Origin of the sequence: Bacillus sp. EE-W1 (assembly GCF_009760835.1) — a bacterium.
Classification (GTDB): Bacteria; Bacillota; Bacilli; order Bacillales; family Bacillaceae_G; genus Bacillus_A; species Bacillus_A wiedmannii.
Genome location: NZ_WIPE01000059.1, coordinates 1 through 15,968, shown reverse-complemented (window position 1 = coordinate 15,968; position 15,968 = coordinate 1). Strand labels below are relative to the sequence as shown.

General features: G+C 32.2%; 19 protein-coding genes. 6 read left to right on the top strand and 13 right to left on the bottom strand.

The genetic code is table 11. The features are described 5' to 3' along the window. Positions 1 to 6: 6 nt before the first annotated feature. Positions 7 to 903 (bottom strand): CPBP family intramembrane glutamic endopeptidase, encoded by an 897-nt coding sequence (locus GFJ36_RS11395; protein WP_097892028.1) that lies wholly within the window; start codon positions 901 to 903, stop codon positions 7 to 9. Positions 904 to 1,274: 371 nt separating this feature from the next. Between GFJ36_RS11395 and cspD the strand changes: the two genes are divergently transcribed. Continuing rightward, the gene (cspD, locus tag GFJ36_RS11390; RefSeq protein ID WP_000176365.1) at positions 1,275 to 1,478 is read left to right on the top strand and encodes a cold-shock protein CspD; all 204 of its coding nucleotides are present in this window, start codon (positions 1,275 to 1,277) and stop codon (positions 1,476 to 1,478) included. Positions 1,479 to 1,564: 86 nt separating this feature from the next. Beyond that, positions 1,565 to 1,750, top strand: a complete 186-nt coding sequence (locus GFJ36_RS11385) for a cold-shock protein (protein WP_000286202.1) — start codon at positions 1,565 to 1,567, stop codon at positions 1,748 to 1,750. A 38-nt stretch (positions 1,751 to 1,788) separates the two neighbouring features. Here GFJ36_RS11385 and GFJ36_RS11380 read toward each other — a convergent pair whose 3' ends face one another. Next, complete coding sequence (locus GFJ36_RS11380) at positions 1,789 to 2,340, bottom strand: GNAT family N-acetyltransferase (RefSeq protein ID WP_064474117.1); 552 nt, start codon at positions 2,338 to 2,340, stop codon at positions 1,789 to 1,791. Between the two features lie 381 nt (positions 2,341 to 2,721). Here GFJ36_RS11380 and GFJ36_RS11375 point away from each other — a divergent pair, with 381 nt between their 5' ends. Then, a complete protein-coding gene (locus GFJ36_RS11375; protein WP_097892025.1) occupies positions 2,722 to 3,270 on the top strand; it encodes a hypothetical protein in 549 nt (182 codons plus the stop codon). A gap of 51 nt (positions 3,271 to 3,321) precedes the next feature. Here the strand turns inward: GFJ36_RS11375 and GFJ36_RS11370 are convergent, their stop codons facing one another. The 5 genes from GFJ36_RS11370 to GFJ36_RS11350 all read right to left on the bottom strand — a co-directional run bounded on the left by GFJ36_RS11370 (position 3,322) and on the right by GFJ36_RS11350 (position 7,484). Further along, positions 3,322 to 4,722, bottom strand: a complete 1,401-nt coding sequence (locus GFJ36_RS11370) for a protoporphyrinogen oxidase (RefSeq protein WP_087985912.1) — start codon at positions 4,720 to 4,722, stop codon at positions 3,322 to 3,324. A 60-nt stretch (positions 4,723 to 4,782) separates the two neighbouring features. After that, positions 4,783 to 5,511 (bottom strand): alpha/beta fold hydrolase, encoded by a 729-nt coding sequence (locus GFJ36_RS11365; RefSeq protein WP_097892020.1) that lies wholly within the window; start codon positions 5,509 to 5,511, stop codon positions 4,783 to 4,785. A gap of 114 nt (positions 5,512 to 5,625) precedes the next feature. Further along, positions 5,626 to 5,775 carry an aspartyl-phosphate phosphatase Spo0E family protein gene (locus tag GFJ36_RS11360; RefSeq protein ID WP_000424361.1) on the bottom strand — a complete coding sequence of 50 codons (150 nt, stop codon included), beginning with the start codon at positions 5,773 to 5,775 and terminating at the stop codon, positions 5,626 to 5,628. Positions 5,776 to 5,941: 166 nt separating this feature from the next. Continuing rightward, the gene (locus GFJ36_RS11355) at positions 5,942 to 6,889 is read right to left on the bottom strand and encodes a hypothetical protein (protein ID WP_157349558.1); all 948 of its coding nucleotides are present in this window, start codon (positions 6,887 to 6,889) and stop codon (positions 5,942 to 5,944) included. Between the two features lie 34 nt (positions 6,890 to 6,923). Then, entirely contained in the window at positions 6,924 to 7,484 is a 561-nt protein-coding gene (locus tag GFJ36_RS11350) for a helix-turn-helix domain-containing protein (RefSeq protein WP_048563035.1), read from the bottom strand. A 171-nt stretch (positions 7,485 to 7,655) separates the two neighbouring features. Between GFJ36_RS11350 and GFJ36_RS11345 the strand changes: the two genes are divergently transcribed. Further along, entirely contained in the window at positions 7,656 to 8,543 is an 888-nt protein-coding gene (locus GFJ36_RS11345) for a DMT family transporter (RefSeq protein WP_157349557.1), read from the top strand. 39 nt (positions 8,544 to 8,582) lie between these two features. Here the strand turns inward: GFJ36_RS11345 and GFJ36_RS11340 are convergent, their stop codons facing one another. From GFJ36_RS11340 to catA, 3 genes are all read right to left on the bottom strand, one after another. Next, positions 8,583 to 9,095 carry a GNAT family N-acetyltransferase gene (locus GFJ36_RS11340; protein WP_087985917.1) on the bottom strand — a complete coding sequence of 171 codons (513 nt, stop codon included), beginning with the start codon at positions 9,093 to 9,095 and terminating at the stop codon, positions 8,583 to 8,585. Positions 9,096 to 9,247: 152 nt separating this feature from the next. Further along, on the bottom strand, positions 9,248 to 10,174 hold the full coding sequence (locus GFJ36_RS11335) for a GNAT family N-acetyltransferase (RefSeq protein ID WP_098230634.1): 927 nt from the start codon (positions 10,172 to 10,174) through the stop codon (positions 9,248 to 9,250). A 216-nt stretch (positions 10,175 to 10,390) separates the two neighbouring features. Continuing rightward, complete coding sequence (gene catA, locus GFJ36_RS11330; protein WP_087985919.1) at positions 10,391 to 11,041, bottom strand: type A chloramphenicol O-acetyltransferase; 651 nt, start codon at positions 11,039 to 11,041, stop codon at positions 10,391 to 10,393. Between the two features lie 187 nt (positions 11,042 to 11,228). On the opposite strand from catA, the gene GFJ36_RS11325 reads away from it, so the two are divergent. Continuing rightward, positions 11,229 to 11,411: a DUF4021 domain-containing protein gene (locus GFJ36_RS11325; protein WP_000998381.1), complete on the top strand. Its 183-nt coding sequence runs from the start codon at positions 11,229 to 11,231 to the stop codon at positions 11,409 to 11,411. 47 nt (positions 11,412 to 11,458) lie between these two features. Here GFJ36_RS11325 and GFJ36_RS11320 read toward each other — a convergent pair whose 3' ends face one another. Then, positions 11,459 to 13,690 carry an MMPL family transporter gene (locus tag GFJ36_RS11320; protein WP_087985920.1) on the bottom strand — a complete coding sequence of 744 codons (2,232 nt, stop codon included), beginning with the start codon at positions 13,688 to 13,690 and terminating at the stop codon, positions 11,459 to 11,461. Between the two features lie 116 nt (positions 13,691 to 13,806). Between GFJ36_RS11320 and GFJ36_RS11315 the strand changes: the two genes are divergently transcribed. Further along, positions 13,807 to 14,430, top strand: a complete 624-nt coding sequence (locus tag GFJ36_RS11315) for a TetR/AcrR family transcriptional regulator (protein WP_087985994.1) — start codon at positions 13,807 to 13,809, stop codon at positions 14,428 to 14,430. Between the two features lie 126 nt (positions 14,431 to 14,556). Here GFJ36_RS11315 and GFJ36_RS11310 read toward each other — a convergent pair whose 3' ends face one another. Beyond that, complete coding sequence (locus GFJ36_RS11310; protein ID WP_087985921.1) at positions 14,557 to 15,210, bottom strand: MBL fold metallo-hydrolase; 654 nt, start codon at positions 15,208 to 15,210, stop codon at positions 14,557 to 14,559. 66 nt (positions 15,211 to 15,276) lie between these two features. Continuing rightward, positions 15,277 to 15,684 (bottom strand): GNAT family N-acetyltransferase, encoded by a 408-nt coding sequence (locus GFJ36_RS11305; RefSeq protein WP_087985922.1) that lies wholly within the window; start codon positions 15,682 to 15,684, stop codon positions 15,277 to 15,279. Positions 15,685 to 15,968 lie beyond the last annotated feature (284 nt).

Sequence of the window (15,968 nt, the reverse complement as noted above, 5' to 3'; positions counted from 1 at the left end):
CTTTCATTAACTTAAATCTCTTTGCTTCGCATTTTTCCCCCATAACTGTCTCCATAAAACAATGGAAGCGATAGAAAGCATGATTGTTGTAATGATACTCCCCTCAATACCGAACGAGCCCCCATGAAGGACTTCCGATCCTTTTGTTACAGGTTTAAAAAGTGGTGTAGAATACATTGCCATTCCACTTACTGCAAATCCGAATACGTTATATTGTGCCCAATTCCAAATGGAATGCCATGCGCATATCCCCCAAAGACTACTATCCTTCAAAACGTAAAAAGCTGCAAATACACCAACTAATATTATATTCGATATTGAAAGAATTGTAATACCTGGATTTAGTAAATGCAGAAAACCAAATAAAAAAGAAGTTACAACAATCCCAATCCATATACGGCTTCTAACAGAAAGGACTGGAAATAACCAACCTCGAACAACAATTTCTTCTGTTGCACCTTGTATTAAAAAAGCAACTAAAGATCCCACAATTCCAATTATAGCGGTTGGTGTAATTTGTTGCATTTGTAGTTGTACAATTCCTGTTAATAAAAGTATCATTACTGGTATTGAAATGAAAACAAAACCTATTAATGCACCTCTCAAATATTTTCTTATCCACTGATTTCTCCAAAAACCAATGGATGAAATTGATCTTTTCTCTACAAATCTAACCCATAAAAAAACAAAAAATACAGCTCCGCCAAACGTCAATATCATCTCAATATCACTATAAATAGCCTTCATTAAAAGTGTTTCTGCTTTCGGTAAAAACAACATAAATAACATGAACAATTCACCTAAAGTTAAAAATACAATTGCAAGTATAACAGCGAATACTGGATGAATTTTTCTTCTTCCTTCTTTGGCTGCTTCAATTATTTTAAATTGAGTAAATTGCAATATTCTCGCCCCCTTAACAAATATATTAATACTATATATTGTTTCTCTAATGCAAACTTTCAATAAAAATGTTCTCCGTTTAGCATAAACCTAAATTTGGAATAATATATAAATAAAAGAGATGACTTTGTGCGTTTTACTATTATCACCAAGATTATTCACTGGTATTACCAGCACTTGCTATTTCCCACCATTTGTTGTAAGATAGTAATTAAGGTCAATTTAGCATCATATTTCCTTTGCATATTATCAAGTATCAATCAGGATTATTTTATACTCCTTATGGGTGTTTGATAATATGTGAACTTTTATTTTTCATTCAAATAAGGCCGATCATATTGTAATCTTTTTAAATTTTAGGAGGCATTACCATGACATTAACAGGTAAAGTAAAATGGTTTAACAGCGAAAAAGGTTTCGGTTTCATCGAAGTTGCAGACGGTAACGACGTATTCGTTCACTTCTCAGCTATCACTGGCGACGGCTTCAAATCTCTTGACGAAGGTCAAGAAGTTAGCTTCGAAGTTGAAGACGGTAACCGTGGACCTCAAGCTAAAAACGTTGTAAAGCTATAATTCAAACAATAAAAAGGTTGTTACCAGCTCGGTTAACAACCTTTTTAATATATAACTAAAATTTTTTACATAAAAGGAGTGGTTATATGTATCGCAATCGAAAGAACGATGTAGCAGAAGTACCACCAGAACAAACCCCTGTCTGGGAATGTGAATCAGAGGATTGTTTAGGATGGATGAGAAAGAACTTTTCATTTGAAGAAGAGCCTAAATGCCCTTTATGTAAAAGTAGCATGAAAAGCGGAGAACGTTTATTACCTAAAATAGGTTAATTTTTACTTACCCCCTCTTTTATAAGAGGGGGTTTTTATTATAAATTTATATCCTCTATATCCGTTCGAATTATAGAATACAATAGTGCATCATGTTGCTTATTTCCTTGATGAATATATCCACGTAATAACCCTTCCTTATGAAAGCCTATTTTAGATAACATTCTACAAGAAGTAACATTTTCAGGGTATGTAATAGCTCCAATTCTAAATAAGCCTAAATCTCGAAATCCATAATGAATAATTTCTTGAGCCGCTTCTGAGGCATAACCATTTCCCCAATAACGAGGATGTAAGTCATATCCAATTTCAGATCGTTTACTCCATAGTTGTAAATTATTTAATCCAATTGTACCGACTAACGTATTTGTTTTTTTTAATACAATCCCCCATCGTATTGCCTTTTTCTCAAAGTAATTTTTTGAAAAAGATTCAATCATACGCGACGCTTGTCCAAACTCCGTAAAGGAATTCATACCGTAATAACATGTTACTTCATCCAATGAAAAAATTTCATATATTTTTTGACAATAAGATTGTTCTATTTCAACTAAACGTAAACGTTCTGTTTCTAATATAGGAAACGCCACAGGATCACTCCTTTCTTTCTACTCATTCATTATAGCAGAAAAAGTATTTATAATTAGGAAAGTCCTCAATGTCCCATTTATCAAATATTTCTAGAGAAGCTTATCCTCTTAATTCAATACGAACTAAAAATAACCCTTCTTGCTTTTGCATGATTAGAAAAAATAAAGAGGTGATCAAAATACTATGATCACCTCTTTATGCTCTAGTTTTATAATTAATTGTATTATTTTCATTTTCATCTCCATCACCCCGCCCTTAATAATACGTCTTATAAATTCGATTCCGTGCTCACTTTTCCCTTCTAAAACAACACCCTCCCCCATACATTTATGGTAAAATATAGTCAATATCTTATTTTATTATGGAGGTGTGAGTTTTCTATGTATATATTCATCGGCTTATCCCTCTTACTCATATTACTCATATTTTTATTTGCAAAAAAGTTCGCCCCAAATTCATTCATGATGACTAATTTTAAGGGCAATAGCTTTAAAACATTTTCAATCGGTATTTTAATCGCCGCCACTCTTTCTCTTTCATATGGAATCTATCACGCAGCAACATATCAACCTAAACATTTAGATATCACATTACAAAATCAAAACTTTACTGTTTTCGGTAATGTCGGAGAGCTTGGATATTTCTCAGAAGTATTACTAAAGAAAGATACAGAAGTTGAACTACATTTTGCCTCTTGGGAACCAATGCAATTAAATAATCCAGAAATAATAGTTAACTATCCTTCAGGTAAGCAAGAATCATGGAAACCGAACATAACATCACTTCCAGCCAATAAATTAAAAAAGAAACATGGCATAAAAGAGCTTTATCAACTCTCATCCTATTCATTTAAAGAATCCGGGAACATAACATTAACGATTACTGAGAATAATACAACTAATAAAAAAATCTCAATTCAAGTGAAATAAATAAAACGTCCCTCCAATATACTGGAGGGACGTTTTATTTATATATGTATTCTATTTTGACGGTTCATTTAATGTTGCAATTATTTCATTTGCAATGTTCTTTCCATTTCCAATACACGCACCAATTCCAACACCGTAATATGAAGCACCAGCTAAATATACATTAGGATAAAGATCCGTCATTTTTTCTTGTAATGTTTGAACAGCTTGATTATGTTCTAAATGATATTTCGGCATTAAATCTTTCCAATTTGTAACTTCAACTACTTCTGGTTCGCCTTTAATTCCGAGACTCTTTTCAATATCATATAAAGCGACTTGTATTAATTCTTCTTTACTATAATTTTTAATCGTTTCATACACTGGATTTGTACTCTTATAAAACATTCTTACTAATAGCTTTTGTTTTCCCGATGTATGCTTCCACTTCCGGCTTGTCCATGTACACGCATCACAATGTAAATCGCTGTTTTCCGTTACGATAAATCCTGTGCCGTCCGCCGGTAATTGTTCATCAAGTATATCAAATCCTAAGTAAATACTTATAAGAGATGCGTTTTTAAATGTATGAAACTGCTCGTTTAACTCATTAGACTGTAATAAAGTTTGTGCGATATCATGCGGAGCTGCTAAAACAACATAATCAGCTTGGATTGATTCATGATTTGCAAAGGAGATTTCATAGCGATCACCTTGTTTCCTTACAGCAGTCGTTACAGCGCCTTTCTTAACGATTGTCTCAGTCAGCATTTCTTCTAAACGATAAATAACCGTAGATAGTCCACCTTTAAATGATACGAACTTTTTGTTTCCTGCTGATTGAAACTGTTTTTTATTCTCTTCAAAACCTTTAATAATACTTCCATATTTATTTTTATAATCCAGTAAATACGGTAATGTCGATGCCATAGTAAGCTCATTTAATTTACCGGAATATACACCTGAAAGCACCGGAGCAATTTGTTTTTCCACTAACTCTTTCCCTAAAAAGCTTTCTAAAAATACAGCAAGCGAAGTATCTTTTGTAAACTCTTTATTTTTCGTTATAAAATCTTTTAAAGCAACAATTTTCCCTTTCGTTGATACTAGCGTACTGCTAAACAACGACTCCACACTCATCGGTATCCCAAATATAGTGTCAGATGGAATTGGGTGTAAAGTATTATCAGAATATATGTAAGAAATACCCGTTTCATTATATACCATTTCTTCTTCTAAATTTAAATCTTTTACAAGCGGTAAAACATGTTCATTACGAGCAACGATAGAATCTGCTCCTGATTCCATAATAAAATCCTTTTCTTCTACACTATGGATTTTACCACCTAAGTAATCTTCTTTTTCTACAAGGATTAAATTTAAATCGATATTATTATCCTTTTTTAATTTTTCTAAATAAAACATAGTAGAAAGTCCCGTTATACCTCCACCGATAACAACAACTGTTTTCATATGTGCTGCGCTCCTAACCGATACAATTAATAATTCCTTTCTTATTATACCCAAAAGTCCTTATATTCGACTAGCAGCTTGTGCATTCTGTAATAAATTAGACAATATATTCGAATATATTTCTGGTTGATCGTTGTGCACTAAATGACCAGCAAACGGAATAATAGCAATATGAATATTTTCATTTAATTGTTTGAACATTGTAGCAGCTGTAACTTCATCTTCCGAATCTCCCCCTGCAATACAAAGTGTAGGTACTTGAAGATTAGCTACATCACCAGTTTCATCGAATGGGTACCAATCTTTAACTTGCCACGATTCAAGCAATGCTTTCCAATCACTTTTCTCATGAATTTCATTCATATAAGTTACAACTTCTTCATTTTCCATCAATTGCTGATGGCAATTCGCTTCATACTCCTGAGACTCCTCCCAATTTTCTCCCTTAAGCGGAAAGATACCAGAAAAAGTTAATGTTCTCACTTTATCTGGATATTTTTTTGTGAATAATAAAGCAACTAATCCTCCTAGGGAAACACCAGCTATATGACATCTATCAATTTGTAAATGCACTAACGTATCATGTAAATCCTTTACAGAACGTAGGAAATAATTCTCCAATGTCCCGCCTGATCTTCCATGTCCTCTTAAATCCGGACGAATTACTTGATAGTTTTTTTCTTGAAAAAATGCTACCTGCTCTTCATACTCTACTAAACCCGTCATACCACCAGAGTGTAAAAGCATAATTGGTTCCCCTTCGCCTGAAATGTGCGTATGTAATATCATATATCTCCCTCCTTCAAAACAGAATATTCTATCTATTATTAGTATATAGAATATACATCTGAATTTCCAAATAAAAAAGAACTATAACATTTTCAAATCATGCCATAGTTCTTTTTATTTTAAAAACATAAAGTAATTAATCAATTTGTCTATTTCTTGACTTAATGCCAATACTTTTTCATGTTGAATTCCGTAATCCGATACTAAATATAAAAGTTCTTCTTTCTTTATTTCAATGACTTTTTCCAATTTTACTAATTCCATGTCGTTTTACTTCTCTCTCCAATACTAAAATATATGTATTTTAGTATAGCCTATTTACATAATTAGTAAAAGTAAAATAAGTATGTAAAATCTTACAAATATAAAAATAATATACTATCAACAAAAAATTTTAAATTTAACCCTTTATACAGATCATTAGACTTCATTACGTATTAATAACAAATCGGAATTTCTCTAATGTAATATCTTTATATTCTGGGGCTCTCTTTATATGATCAAAATAACTATATGAGAATTTAAAAACATGACCGAAATCCCAATCAAACGCACTATAGTCTTTTAGCCAAAATTGATTTTCTGTTGGTAATACATGAGCACGTTTTGATTCGATTAAAGGTAAACGATCTATAGGTGAGTGCAAGTTAATTTCAGTATTCGGCATAAGATATTGACTAGCACGTAACACGTATACTAGTTTTAACAGTGGACGTATCCCTCGGTGGAATATATCTCTATGCCCTAAATCATACATAATATTAATTGCATGAGAAAAAGTAAGCAAATGACCAATTAAATCATGATGCGCTTCCGCTCTATAAATAATATTAAATTGCGAGAGCTCCTTTAAAATAAACTTAGATAATTGTTTCGGATTTTTGAATTCACTTTCTATCTCATCGTTTATACTTAATTGTTTTACTTCCTTCGTCGTAAAACCAATCCACGATCTACCAGGAATTGTTTTTCGAAACGATAATATAAGGTTAGTAATCCCTTCAATTGCTTGATTATTCCCCCATTTTTGTAACTCTTTCATAGCTAATAAACTTAATGCAGCATAAATGACATTATGCCCCACCCAATGAAGTTCATCAATTGTATGCTCCATTGATTTTATAATCAGTTTTTCAGCACTTTGAAAATCAATTTCTTCTTTACTATCGATGATTTCATCTAAGTTTTGATTGTTCAACATCATTTTTGTTTGGGAATACATACAATGATTGATCTCTTCTTCCATATTGTTATCTTTCATAAAAAAATAACTAGCAATTGCAGCTGCTCCGAAATGCGCATGCCAAATATCATTTGTTTGTTTTTTACACTGAGAAATAATTGAAAGACCATCTCTTAAAACAGTTTTATTTTCCATCTTTTTATCCCCCATAATAAAAATCACTTTATACTCATCCTAAAGATGGCGTCAATACAAATAAAATATGATTGGAAACATCACTTTTATTCAAAAAACGATGTTTCACATTTGGCGGAATACGTACAACATCACCTTCTTCTAAAAAATATTCTTTTCCTTCTAACTCCACATACACTTCTCCTTTCATAACAACAGCAATCTCTTCTTTATCTTCATGTGAATAGTGACTTTCCGTTGTGTTTGCTTGTTTATTTAAATCCATTATTAACATTTCAATTCGTGCTTTCATAAAATCCGGTGTTAATACATCATATACAATGTGATCATTGTTCTCCCGATACACTTTTTTTCGATCTTTTTTCTTAGAAATGAGTGAATCTGTATCAATCTCATTAATAAAAAGTGTAAATAGCGGTACATTTAATGCTTTCGCAATTAATTCCAATACACTTAAAGAAGGATTCGCATATCCTCGTTCAATTTGACTAATTAGTGAAGTACTAATTCCTGCATAATCAGCAAATTCACGAATTGTCATATTATTTTTCTTACGATAACTTAATACAGTTTGTCCGAGTCTATCATGTATCATAGTAAAACCTTCCTTTCGTTCATCATATTGCATGTTTCGTTGTCTTTGTGCTGACATAGTAAACAAAGGCAAATAATCCTTTCCTATCGCCTTAAGGACTTATATACTTACCTTTGTACATTATATCGTATTTAGTTCATTATAATAAACATTCTATCGGAGGGACAAACTGTGAAATCACCTATTCTTTCATATTGCTTCTTATTTTTCGGCGTATTCGCCCTATCAACTTCAGCAATTTTCGTAAAATTGGCAGATGCTCCTGCGGCTATCATTGCTTTTTACCGTTTATTTTTTGCTGCACTGATTCTATTACCGTTATTACTATTTAATAAAAATAATCGAAACGAGCTAAAAACAGTAACAAGAGGACAATGGGGATTCGGATTCATATCCGGGCTATTTTTAGCTGCACATTACGTACTATGGTTTGAATCATTACAATATACTTCTGTAGCGAGTTCTACAGTTATCGTAACGTTACAACCTTTATTTTCAATGATTGGTGGTTACTTTCTATTTAAAGAGAGATTTACGAAAGGAGCGGTTATTGGTTGCCTCATCGCTATTTCAGGAAGTATCGTCATCGGATGGCAAGACTTCCAAATTAGCGGAGAAGCATTATACGGAGATATTTTAGCCTTTATTGCGGCCGGAATTATTACCAGTTACTTTTTCATTAGCCAACATGTTCGTAAAGATTTATCTCTTATACCGTATTCGGTAATTAGTTATGGAAGTAGCGCCTGTTTTCTCGGTGTATTTGCCTACACGCAGCAAGAATCTTTCATCCATTACTCTACACAAACTTGGTTGTGCTTTATCGGCTTAGCATTTATTGCTACAATTTTAGGGCAAACAGCTTTTAATTGGTTATTAAAATGGATGAGTGCTACTGTAATCTCTATGAGTATTTTAGGAGAAACGATTGGAACTTGTATACTAGCGTACTTTATATTAAATGAGACTATTTCTTTACAACAAGGGCTAGGCATTACATTTATTTTTATTGGTTTAGCATTATTCTTATTACAACCAAAACTACCAAATCACAACTAGCAAATAAAAAAGCATGACATTAATTTGTCATGCTTTTCACTATTCATTATGTACAATTAAACCATCAGGTCTAAAACGACTCATCATAATTTCATTAATAAACTTTCCGTGAGCCTTCAAATTCCCTAATTTTATTCCCTCTTCTACAAATCCAAATTTTTCATATAGCGATTTCGCTTTCGGATTCGTTTCTAAAACACCAAGCTCTACTCGCTCTAACATTAACCAATTATCAGCTAAATCAAGCATTTTTGTAAGAAGTGCTTTCCCAATGCCTTTATTATGATATTCACTATCTACCCCCATAAACAAATCCCCCGAATGAGATCTACGTCCTGGGCTTTGGGTTAATCCAACAAATCCAACAACTTCTCCATCATACTCTGCAACGAATTCAAATTGATTTGGCGCTAAATTACGAATTCTATTTTCCATCGCATCTACACGCATACTAGGTAAGAAAACCATATAAGGTAATACATCATCTTGTATGCATATACGATGAATTGCTCTAGCATCTTGTATTTCTACCGCTCTTAGTTTGATCTCCATATTTTCTCCCCTCCATATTCATAACAATACATTATTCATTCTAGACCCCTGGTTGAAACCCCTTCTCTTCTATATTTCTTTATGTTATTTTTACATAATCATTTCAGTATAACATCCAATTTTTGAACAGCTTATCCTTATCTACAATTTGGTTAACTTTTTACTCTATTATATAACTCCAGCAGATTTTCAATTGGAATACCATTTATTTTCATACCAGTTATATCACAATTTTCTATTTCCATATTTTTCAGATTACTATTATTTATCGCACTACCTTCCAAATCACATCTATTAAATGAAATAGGATGTTTACCTTCTCCAAGGTTTGTATCTTTAAAATGAACTCCACCTAAAGTCACAAAAGAAAATTTACTACCGGAAAGATTTAAATCGGCATATAAAGAACTTTTAAAATTTATATTTCTAAACTTTGATTGACTCACATTACAATTACTCATCTTCAGATTCATCATATTGCTACCAATAAAGGAACTGTTTTTTAAATTCACTTGATAATACTCTGTATTTGCTAGATTACAGTTTTCATATTGGCTATTTTTCATATCATTATTTTTAATCAGGTTCTCTTTAGCTGACTCTACAGTTATTCTTTTTACATAACAATACTCATCTTCAGATTTAAAAATTATTTCATAGCCCATTTTTTCATAAAAATGATGATTATTAAGTTGTCTACTGGATGTTTCGAGATCCCAAACCCTTATGCTTGGATATTCCACTTCAATTGATTTAATAACATGTGATCCAATTCCTTTTCCTTGATAATCAGGATCTACAAAAATACGATCAATTCGACCGTATGACTTACCAGAAATCGTAACTATAATTCCTCCGATTATTTTGTCATCCACTATTACCTTGAAAGAATCCAGTTCTTCGATTGAATATCTCATCATTTCAACTGAAGAATAGCCTGGTGGTTGGATGTTATAGTCAATACCATCACATTGACCGCATAGCCATCGTTTTGCTTCTTCATCAAATGTTTTTGCCATTATTTCTGTTAACTTTTCAGCATCTAAAATTGTAGCTTTTTCTATAGATATTATTGTCATTTTTGTTTTCCCCTTCATTGTTACAAGATAATATTTTTTGTAAACAATACAGTTATAAAATAAAGAAAATTAAAATTAATCACTCTACTTATTATTAAACTACAAATTAACCTATATTTTCCACTGTTATTTAGATGAATAAAAAAGAGACCATGCAATATCAACATGATCTCTTCTATTATTCATTTTCACTTGTATATAATTAAAAATTAGTTGTTATTTTAGCCATTCGTTGCAAGTATGACTTAACTCCTGTAAATCTTCTATAAATCGACTCGCATGATATCCATCACAAACCGAATGATGAACTTGTAATGAAACTGGTAGCATAACCTTATTCTCTTCGTTAAAATATTTCCCACAAGTTATAATCGGTAATAGAAAATCACCATCATTATTAATATTTAGATTAAATCCAGTAAAACTAGCCCAAGGTATGCTAGAAATCGGAAAAACATTGGGAGGAATGTTTTCTTTCGTGAAGAGACCATGAACATTAGTATACAACCTCATATCCTCTTCATAGTTTTTATAGAAAATGTGAAAATCACTAGAATAATCCGTCCATATACTTGAAAAAGATTTATCATCTTTATGGAAGATTGTATAACTTGGGATCATTTCCTCCCAACATCCTAAAATTCCTTCATCGTTAAAAGATGTTCGAAATTCTTTATGATTATTTACTACTTTAGAAATTAAATATATAAAAACGGGATAAAATTTTATTCCCTTTTGATGTAATTCCTTTAATAACCTCGTGATATCAACATTCACAGTCATACTAAACGTACATTTCAACTTTAAATAATGTTCAAAATACTGCTCTCTATTCCAATTTTCTCTGTCAATTATATGAAACCTCATTTTAATAGCCTCCTAAAATTTCATTTTATTTTAGAAGGCTAACTTTCTTGTTTTCACCAAACTTGTTCACTCCTAATAGTTAAAGTTTTTATTTAATTATATAACATCTACAAAAATTCATTCACATATTTATTGAAATCCAACCACATACTATTAATAAATCAACTGACGTTTGGAGGATTCAAACATGAATGACAAAAATGTAAATAAAAAAGATAATGCTATCGCAAACAATACACCTATTCAAAATAATAATACTGTAAACCTTAATGTAGAAGAACAAGCAATGAACGGCTTATATGGAATGCCAGAAACTGCTATTGAAGATGCTGATCATGCTGTAACTGATGATTTGACTTCAAAAAATTAATAAAATACATAGAAGAAAGCCAAGGAAAATATCCTTGGCTTTCTTAACTATGCATCCACCTTTTGTACTTCTTCACTCTTTCTTGAAAGCTTTCCTGGCCAAAAAGCAAAGCGACCTAGAACAACTGTAATTGCTGGTACAAGTAATGGTCTAACAATAAATGTATCTAGTAGTACACCAATTGCAGTTACAATACCAAATTGAACGAGAACTTGAATTGGAAGTGTACCTAACACTGCAAAAGTTCCTGCTAAAATTAAACCTGCGGATGTAATGACACTACCTGTTTGTATAACGCCATTTTTTATAGCATCCAAGTGATTTTGTGTCTTTCTGTTTTTCCATATTTCTGAAACCATAAAGATATTATAATCTTCACCTAAAGCAACTAGAAATACGAATGCATACAACGGTATCGCACCTTGAATGGCCGGCGCTCCCATACCATAATGAAGTAATAGCCACCCTGCTCCTAGTGCCGAGAAGAACGATAATACAACAGTTACAATTAAATAAATCATCGCGACAATTGATCGTAAGTAAACAAGTAATAATAAAGCTATAATACTAATCATTACTGGAATGATAACTGCTTCATCACGTTCCGTAATTTGCTTTGTATCATATAATGATGCTGTTTCTCCGCCAATCCATAGTTGATCTTCTGCATTACTAATCCCAGCATCTTTTAATACTTTTTCTACACTACTTTTCAATTTAGGGATTTGATCTAACGCTTCAATTGAGTATGGATTTTCAGCTAAAGAAACCTCATACATTTTTATTTGCTTATTTTCTTTACCCTCTTTTGGGTCTTTTACTGTATTTACAAAAGAAAATCCCTCTAGTTCTTCTTTAATAGGAAGCTCTTTTCCTTTCGTATCAACAACAACTTTTACTGGTGCTAGTTCCCCAGCTGAAAAATGATCACTAATTAACGTAAACCCTTCACGTGAAGGCATATCTTTTGGAAACGATTCTAATAAGTCATATGTGTATTGAATACGTGGTACAACTGAAGCCAATCCACCTAAAACAAATACAGTGAGCATAATTATTGTCCACGGTCTTCGTACTACAACATCTCCAAGTTTTTCACTAAAGGCACCTTTTGATTTTTTAACTTTTACGACTTTCTTTTTCTTTCTTGCAAATTCCTCATTCATTGAAGTTGTTCTCGGTATAAATGGGAAGAATGCAGTTCTACCGAAAATTAATAATAACGCTGGTAAAATTGTTAAAGCAGCAATTCCCATTATGAATACAGCAACACTAAATGGTACCGCAAATCGATGAAAAGCACCGTAATGAGCGAGTAATAATGTTCCTAATCCAAGTACAACAGTTAACGCACTCATTATAATTGCTCCGCCAGAAGCTTTAATTGCAAGTTGCAATGCTTTATATTTACTTTCTTCCTCTAGCAAGTACTCTCTATATCTCGAGATTAAAAATAAACAATAGTCCGTTCCAGCACCAAACAATAATACTGTCATAATTGATATCGCTTGGGCATCTACTTTAATCCATCCGTGATCAGCTAAAAAACCAAGTGTAGGACTAATAATACCGTATGCAAAGCCCACAACAAGTAAAGGTAAAATTGCTAAAATTGGTGAACGATACAGTAAAATTAATAAGACTAATACGAGTAGTACAGTAGCAACTAACAGCTTCACATCAGCTTGACTAAATAAGCTAACCGCATCAGTTTGAATACCTACAGGTCCAGATAATCGAACATGTAATCCAGAATCACTTATTTTTTGTTTAAATGGATCTCCATCGACCTTACTATTCACTATCTTTCTTAAATCATCAAGATTTCCTTTTAATATATCTGTTCCAGCAGCCTTGTTAAAGAATACTGGTGTAACAAATGATGTACCATCTTTTGATGCACTTTTTGATAATACTTGTTCCGGGATTGTATCAAATGGTGGTAATGTTGATTGTTCTTTTAAAGGACTAGCCTTTAACTCTTTATAAACGTCTTGTATGAGTTTATAATCCTGCGACTGTAATCCACCATCTCTATACCATACTACTAATAAAGGATTCCCTGCATTATTCGGAAACTCTTTTTTCATAAGTGCTTCCGCTTGCTGCGACATAGCTGTTTTCGGTAAATTTTTCGGATTCGGTTCTTTCGTACTATTTACTTGTGGTAACGTAAATGAAAGTAGTAATGTAATAAGAATCCATACCGATAAAGTTATCCATTGCGTATGCTTCCCTGCTACAAGCCTCCCTAACATATGTAACGGATGCTTTTTCATAAAAACCCACCTTTCTTTTCTCTTCCACTATTAATTATATATACTGGTCGGTTAATTAATCAAGAATGAATAAAAATTTGTGTTATAATTATCTCAACAATACATGTCAGGAGCGAATAGATTTGGAACAAAAACAACGTCCTCTTGGAAGGCCTCGTCAAAATAAAAATACAAAATCTACAAAAGAAACCATTTTAGAAGTGGCAACTCGGCTATTTCTTACTCAAAATTATCAAGTCGTTTCCATGGATGAAGTCGCAAAAGTTTGTGGTGTTACGAAAGCAACCGTCTACTATTACTATTCAACAAAAGCAGCTTTATTTACCGCTACTATGATTCAAATGATGGTACGTATACGCGAGAATATGTCTCAAATCCTTTCTACAAATAAGACTTTAAAAGAAAGATTATTGGACTTCGCTAAAGTCTACTTACACGCAACAATGGATATTGATATGAAAAATTTTATGAAAGATGCAAAGCTATCGTTATCTGAAGAACAATTAAAACAATTAAAACATGCTGAAGATAGCATGTATGAAGTGCTAGAAAAAGCACTGAATCATGCAATGCAAATGGGAGAAATCCCAAAAGGAAACGCTAAGTTTGTGGCTCATGCTTTCGTATCTTTATTATCAATTGGGAATTTTAAAGATGAAAATCACAATCCAATTCTTGCAAATATAGATGAATTAGCACAAGAAATCGTTTCGTTTTATTGGAACGGATTAGGCCGTTAATATGAATAGATTCCATTTAATAAAAAAGCATGTTTGAAAAATTCAAACATGCTCTTTTATTATTTACATACTCGTAATTAAATTATATTTTAGCACTATTTAACAAAAAAATTTTACTCGCCACCTTTACAACTTTTGAATTTGAACATTTATATTCCCCTTACTTAATCCACCATGATAACAAACTACAGATTCAATATCTAAATTTAAATACTTCTTCAAAGACTGCTGTGCTTCTTTAATATTTAAGGTTGTTGGGGTGTGAATTCCTCCTAACTTTCCATTCACACTATACATCGAGTCTCCTGCAATAAGAGTTTTACTTTGTTTCAAATATAAACTAATATGACCCGGCGTATGCCCTGGAGTATGTAGAATTAGTATCCCACCGCAATACGGAAGTTCTTGCCCGTCAATCACAGTATTACTCACTTTTCCTTTTGGTGGATTCTCGACTTTTCCATCTTTCAATAAAGGTAAATCTCCCTCAATATATGGCTTATCTAACTCGTGCGCATAAACTTTAATATTACTTCCACAGATTTGCAATAACTCCGGAAGACTACCTATATGATCTATATCCTGATGCGTCAAAATCACGACTTTTAACTTATCAAATGATACCCCAACCTTTTCCATCCCTACTTGTATATCTTCAAATTGTCCAGGAAAACCAGTATCTATTAAAACTGCAATTTCATCATCCCATAAAAGAATTGGATGAATAATAAATTCTTGAAACTCAAGTTGTAACATTTCTATCCCTTTAGCAATCTCCATATAGCAACTCTCCTTTATACTGAAGTTTGAAGATATGTACGAGTAAACTGGAAATATAAAGCCCCACTATCTTATAATATGTTTTGTCATTCCAACAGAAAATGCCTCAAACCCTATAGATTCATAATAAGATTGCAATTTTTCCACACACATAAGTTGAGGAATAACCTTGTTTTGTTCGCAGTGATGGATTAATCGCTTTACTATTTCTTTTCCAATACCAATGGATTGATACTCTGGCAATACACAAACTCCGCAAATAACGCCTGTGATTACACCATCTGATATAATACGCCCCATCCCTACTAGCTTCTTATCATCAAAAGCATACATTGCATACCAACTTTGTTTACACATTTGTTCTAACTCGTTAACCGTTAATTGAAGAGAATTCCATCCTAAAGATTCATATAACGCTAATAATTCATTGAAGTCTGTTGGGTGTTCAATTGTGTAGCTTATACTATTATTCATGTGAATACTCCTTATTCTCTCGTTTGTTTGTATTTCGTAAAATTACCCTCTTAATTATGAAATTAACTTAAACAAACTTCCATAAGAACAATATAATTCCTTCTGAACGTAAAATAAAAAGAAGTTAACCTTACCACAGTTAACTTCTTTTATATAAAACTACTATTATATTATCAACCAAAAATCATACAGCTACATACGATAAGAACAAACAAAACTAATAAACTATTTGAAAAATAACCCATAGAATACTACCGATACGATAAACTTAACTAAATCTATAC

Coding starts and splice junctions, on each gene's coding strand:
- cspD (WP_000176365.1), top strand. CDS start 1,275: ATGACATTAACAGGTAAAGTAAAATGGTTTAACAGCGAAAAAGGTTTC.
- GFJ36_RS11385 (WP_000286202.1), top strand. CDS start 1,565: ATGTATCGCAATCGAAAGAACGATGTAGCAGAAGTACCACCAGAACAA.
- GFJ36_RS11375 (WP_097892025.1), top strand. CDS start 2,722: ATGTATATATTCATCGGCTTATCCCTCTTACTCATATTACTCATATTT.
- GFJ36_RS11370 (WP_087985912.1), bottom strand. CDS start 4,722: ATGAAAACAGTTGTTGTTATCGGTGGAGGTATAACGGGACTTTCTACT.
- GFJ36_RS11365 (WP_097892020.1), bottom strand. CDS start 5,511: ATGATATTACATACGCACATTTCAGGCGAAGGGGAACCAATTATGCTT.
- GFJ36_RS11360 (WP_000424361.1), bottom strand. CDS start 5,775: ATGGAATTAGTAAAATTGGAAAAAGTCATTGAAATAAAGAAAGAAGAA.
- GFJ36_RS11355 (WP_157349558.1), bottom strand. CDS start 6,889: ATGGAAAATAAAACTGTTTTAAGAGATGGTCTTTCAATTATTTCTCAG.
- GFJ36_RS11350 (WP_048563035.1), bottom strand. CDS start 7,484: ATGATACATGATAGACTCGGACAAACTGTATTAAGTTATCGTAAGAAA.
- GFJ36_RS11340 (WP_087985917.1), bottom strand. CDS start 9,095: ATGGAGATCAAACTAAGAGCGGTAGAAATACAAGATGCTAGAGCAATT.
- GFJ36_RS11335 (WP_098230634.1), bottom strand. CDS start 10,174: ATGACAATAATATCTATAGAAAAAGCTACAATTTTAGATGCTGAAAAG.
- catA (WP_087985919.1), bottom strand. CDS start 11,041: ATGAGGTTTCATATAATTGACAGAGAAAATTGGAATAGAGAGCAGTAT.
- GFJ36_RS11325 (WP_000998381.1), top strand. CDS start 11,229: ATGAATGACAAAAATGTAAATAAAAAAGATAATGCTATCGCAAACAAT.
- GFJ36_RS11320 (WP_087985920.1), bottom strand. CDS start 13,690: ATGAAAAAGCATCCGTTACATATGTTAGGGAGGCTTGTAGCAGGGAAG.
- GFJ36_RS11310 (WP_087985921.1), bottom strand. CDS start 15,210: ATGGAGATTGCTAAAGGGATAGAAATGTTACAACTTGAGTTTCAAGAA.
- GFJ36_RS11305 (WP_087985922.1), bottom strand. CDS start 15,684: ATGAATAATAGTATAAGCTACACAATTGAACACCCAACAGACTTCAAT.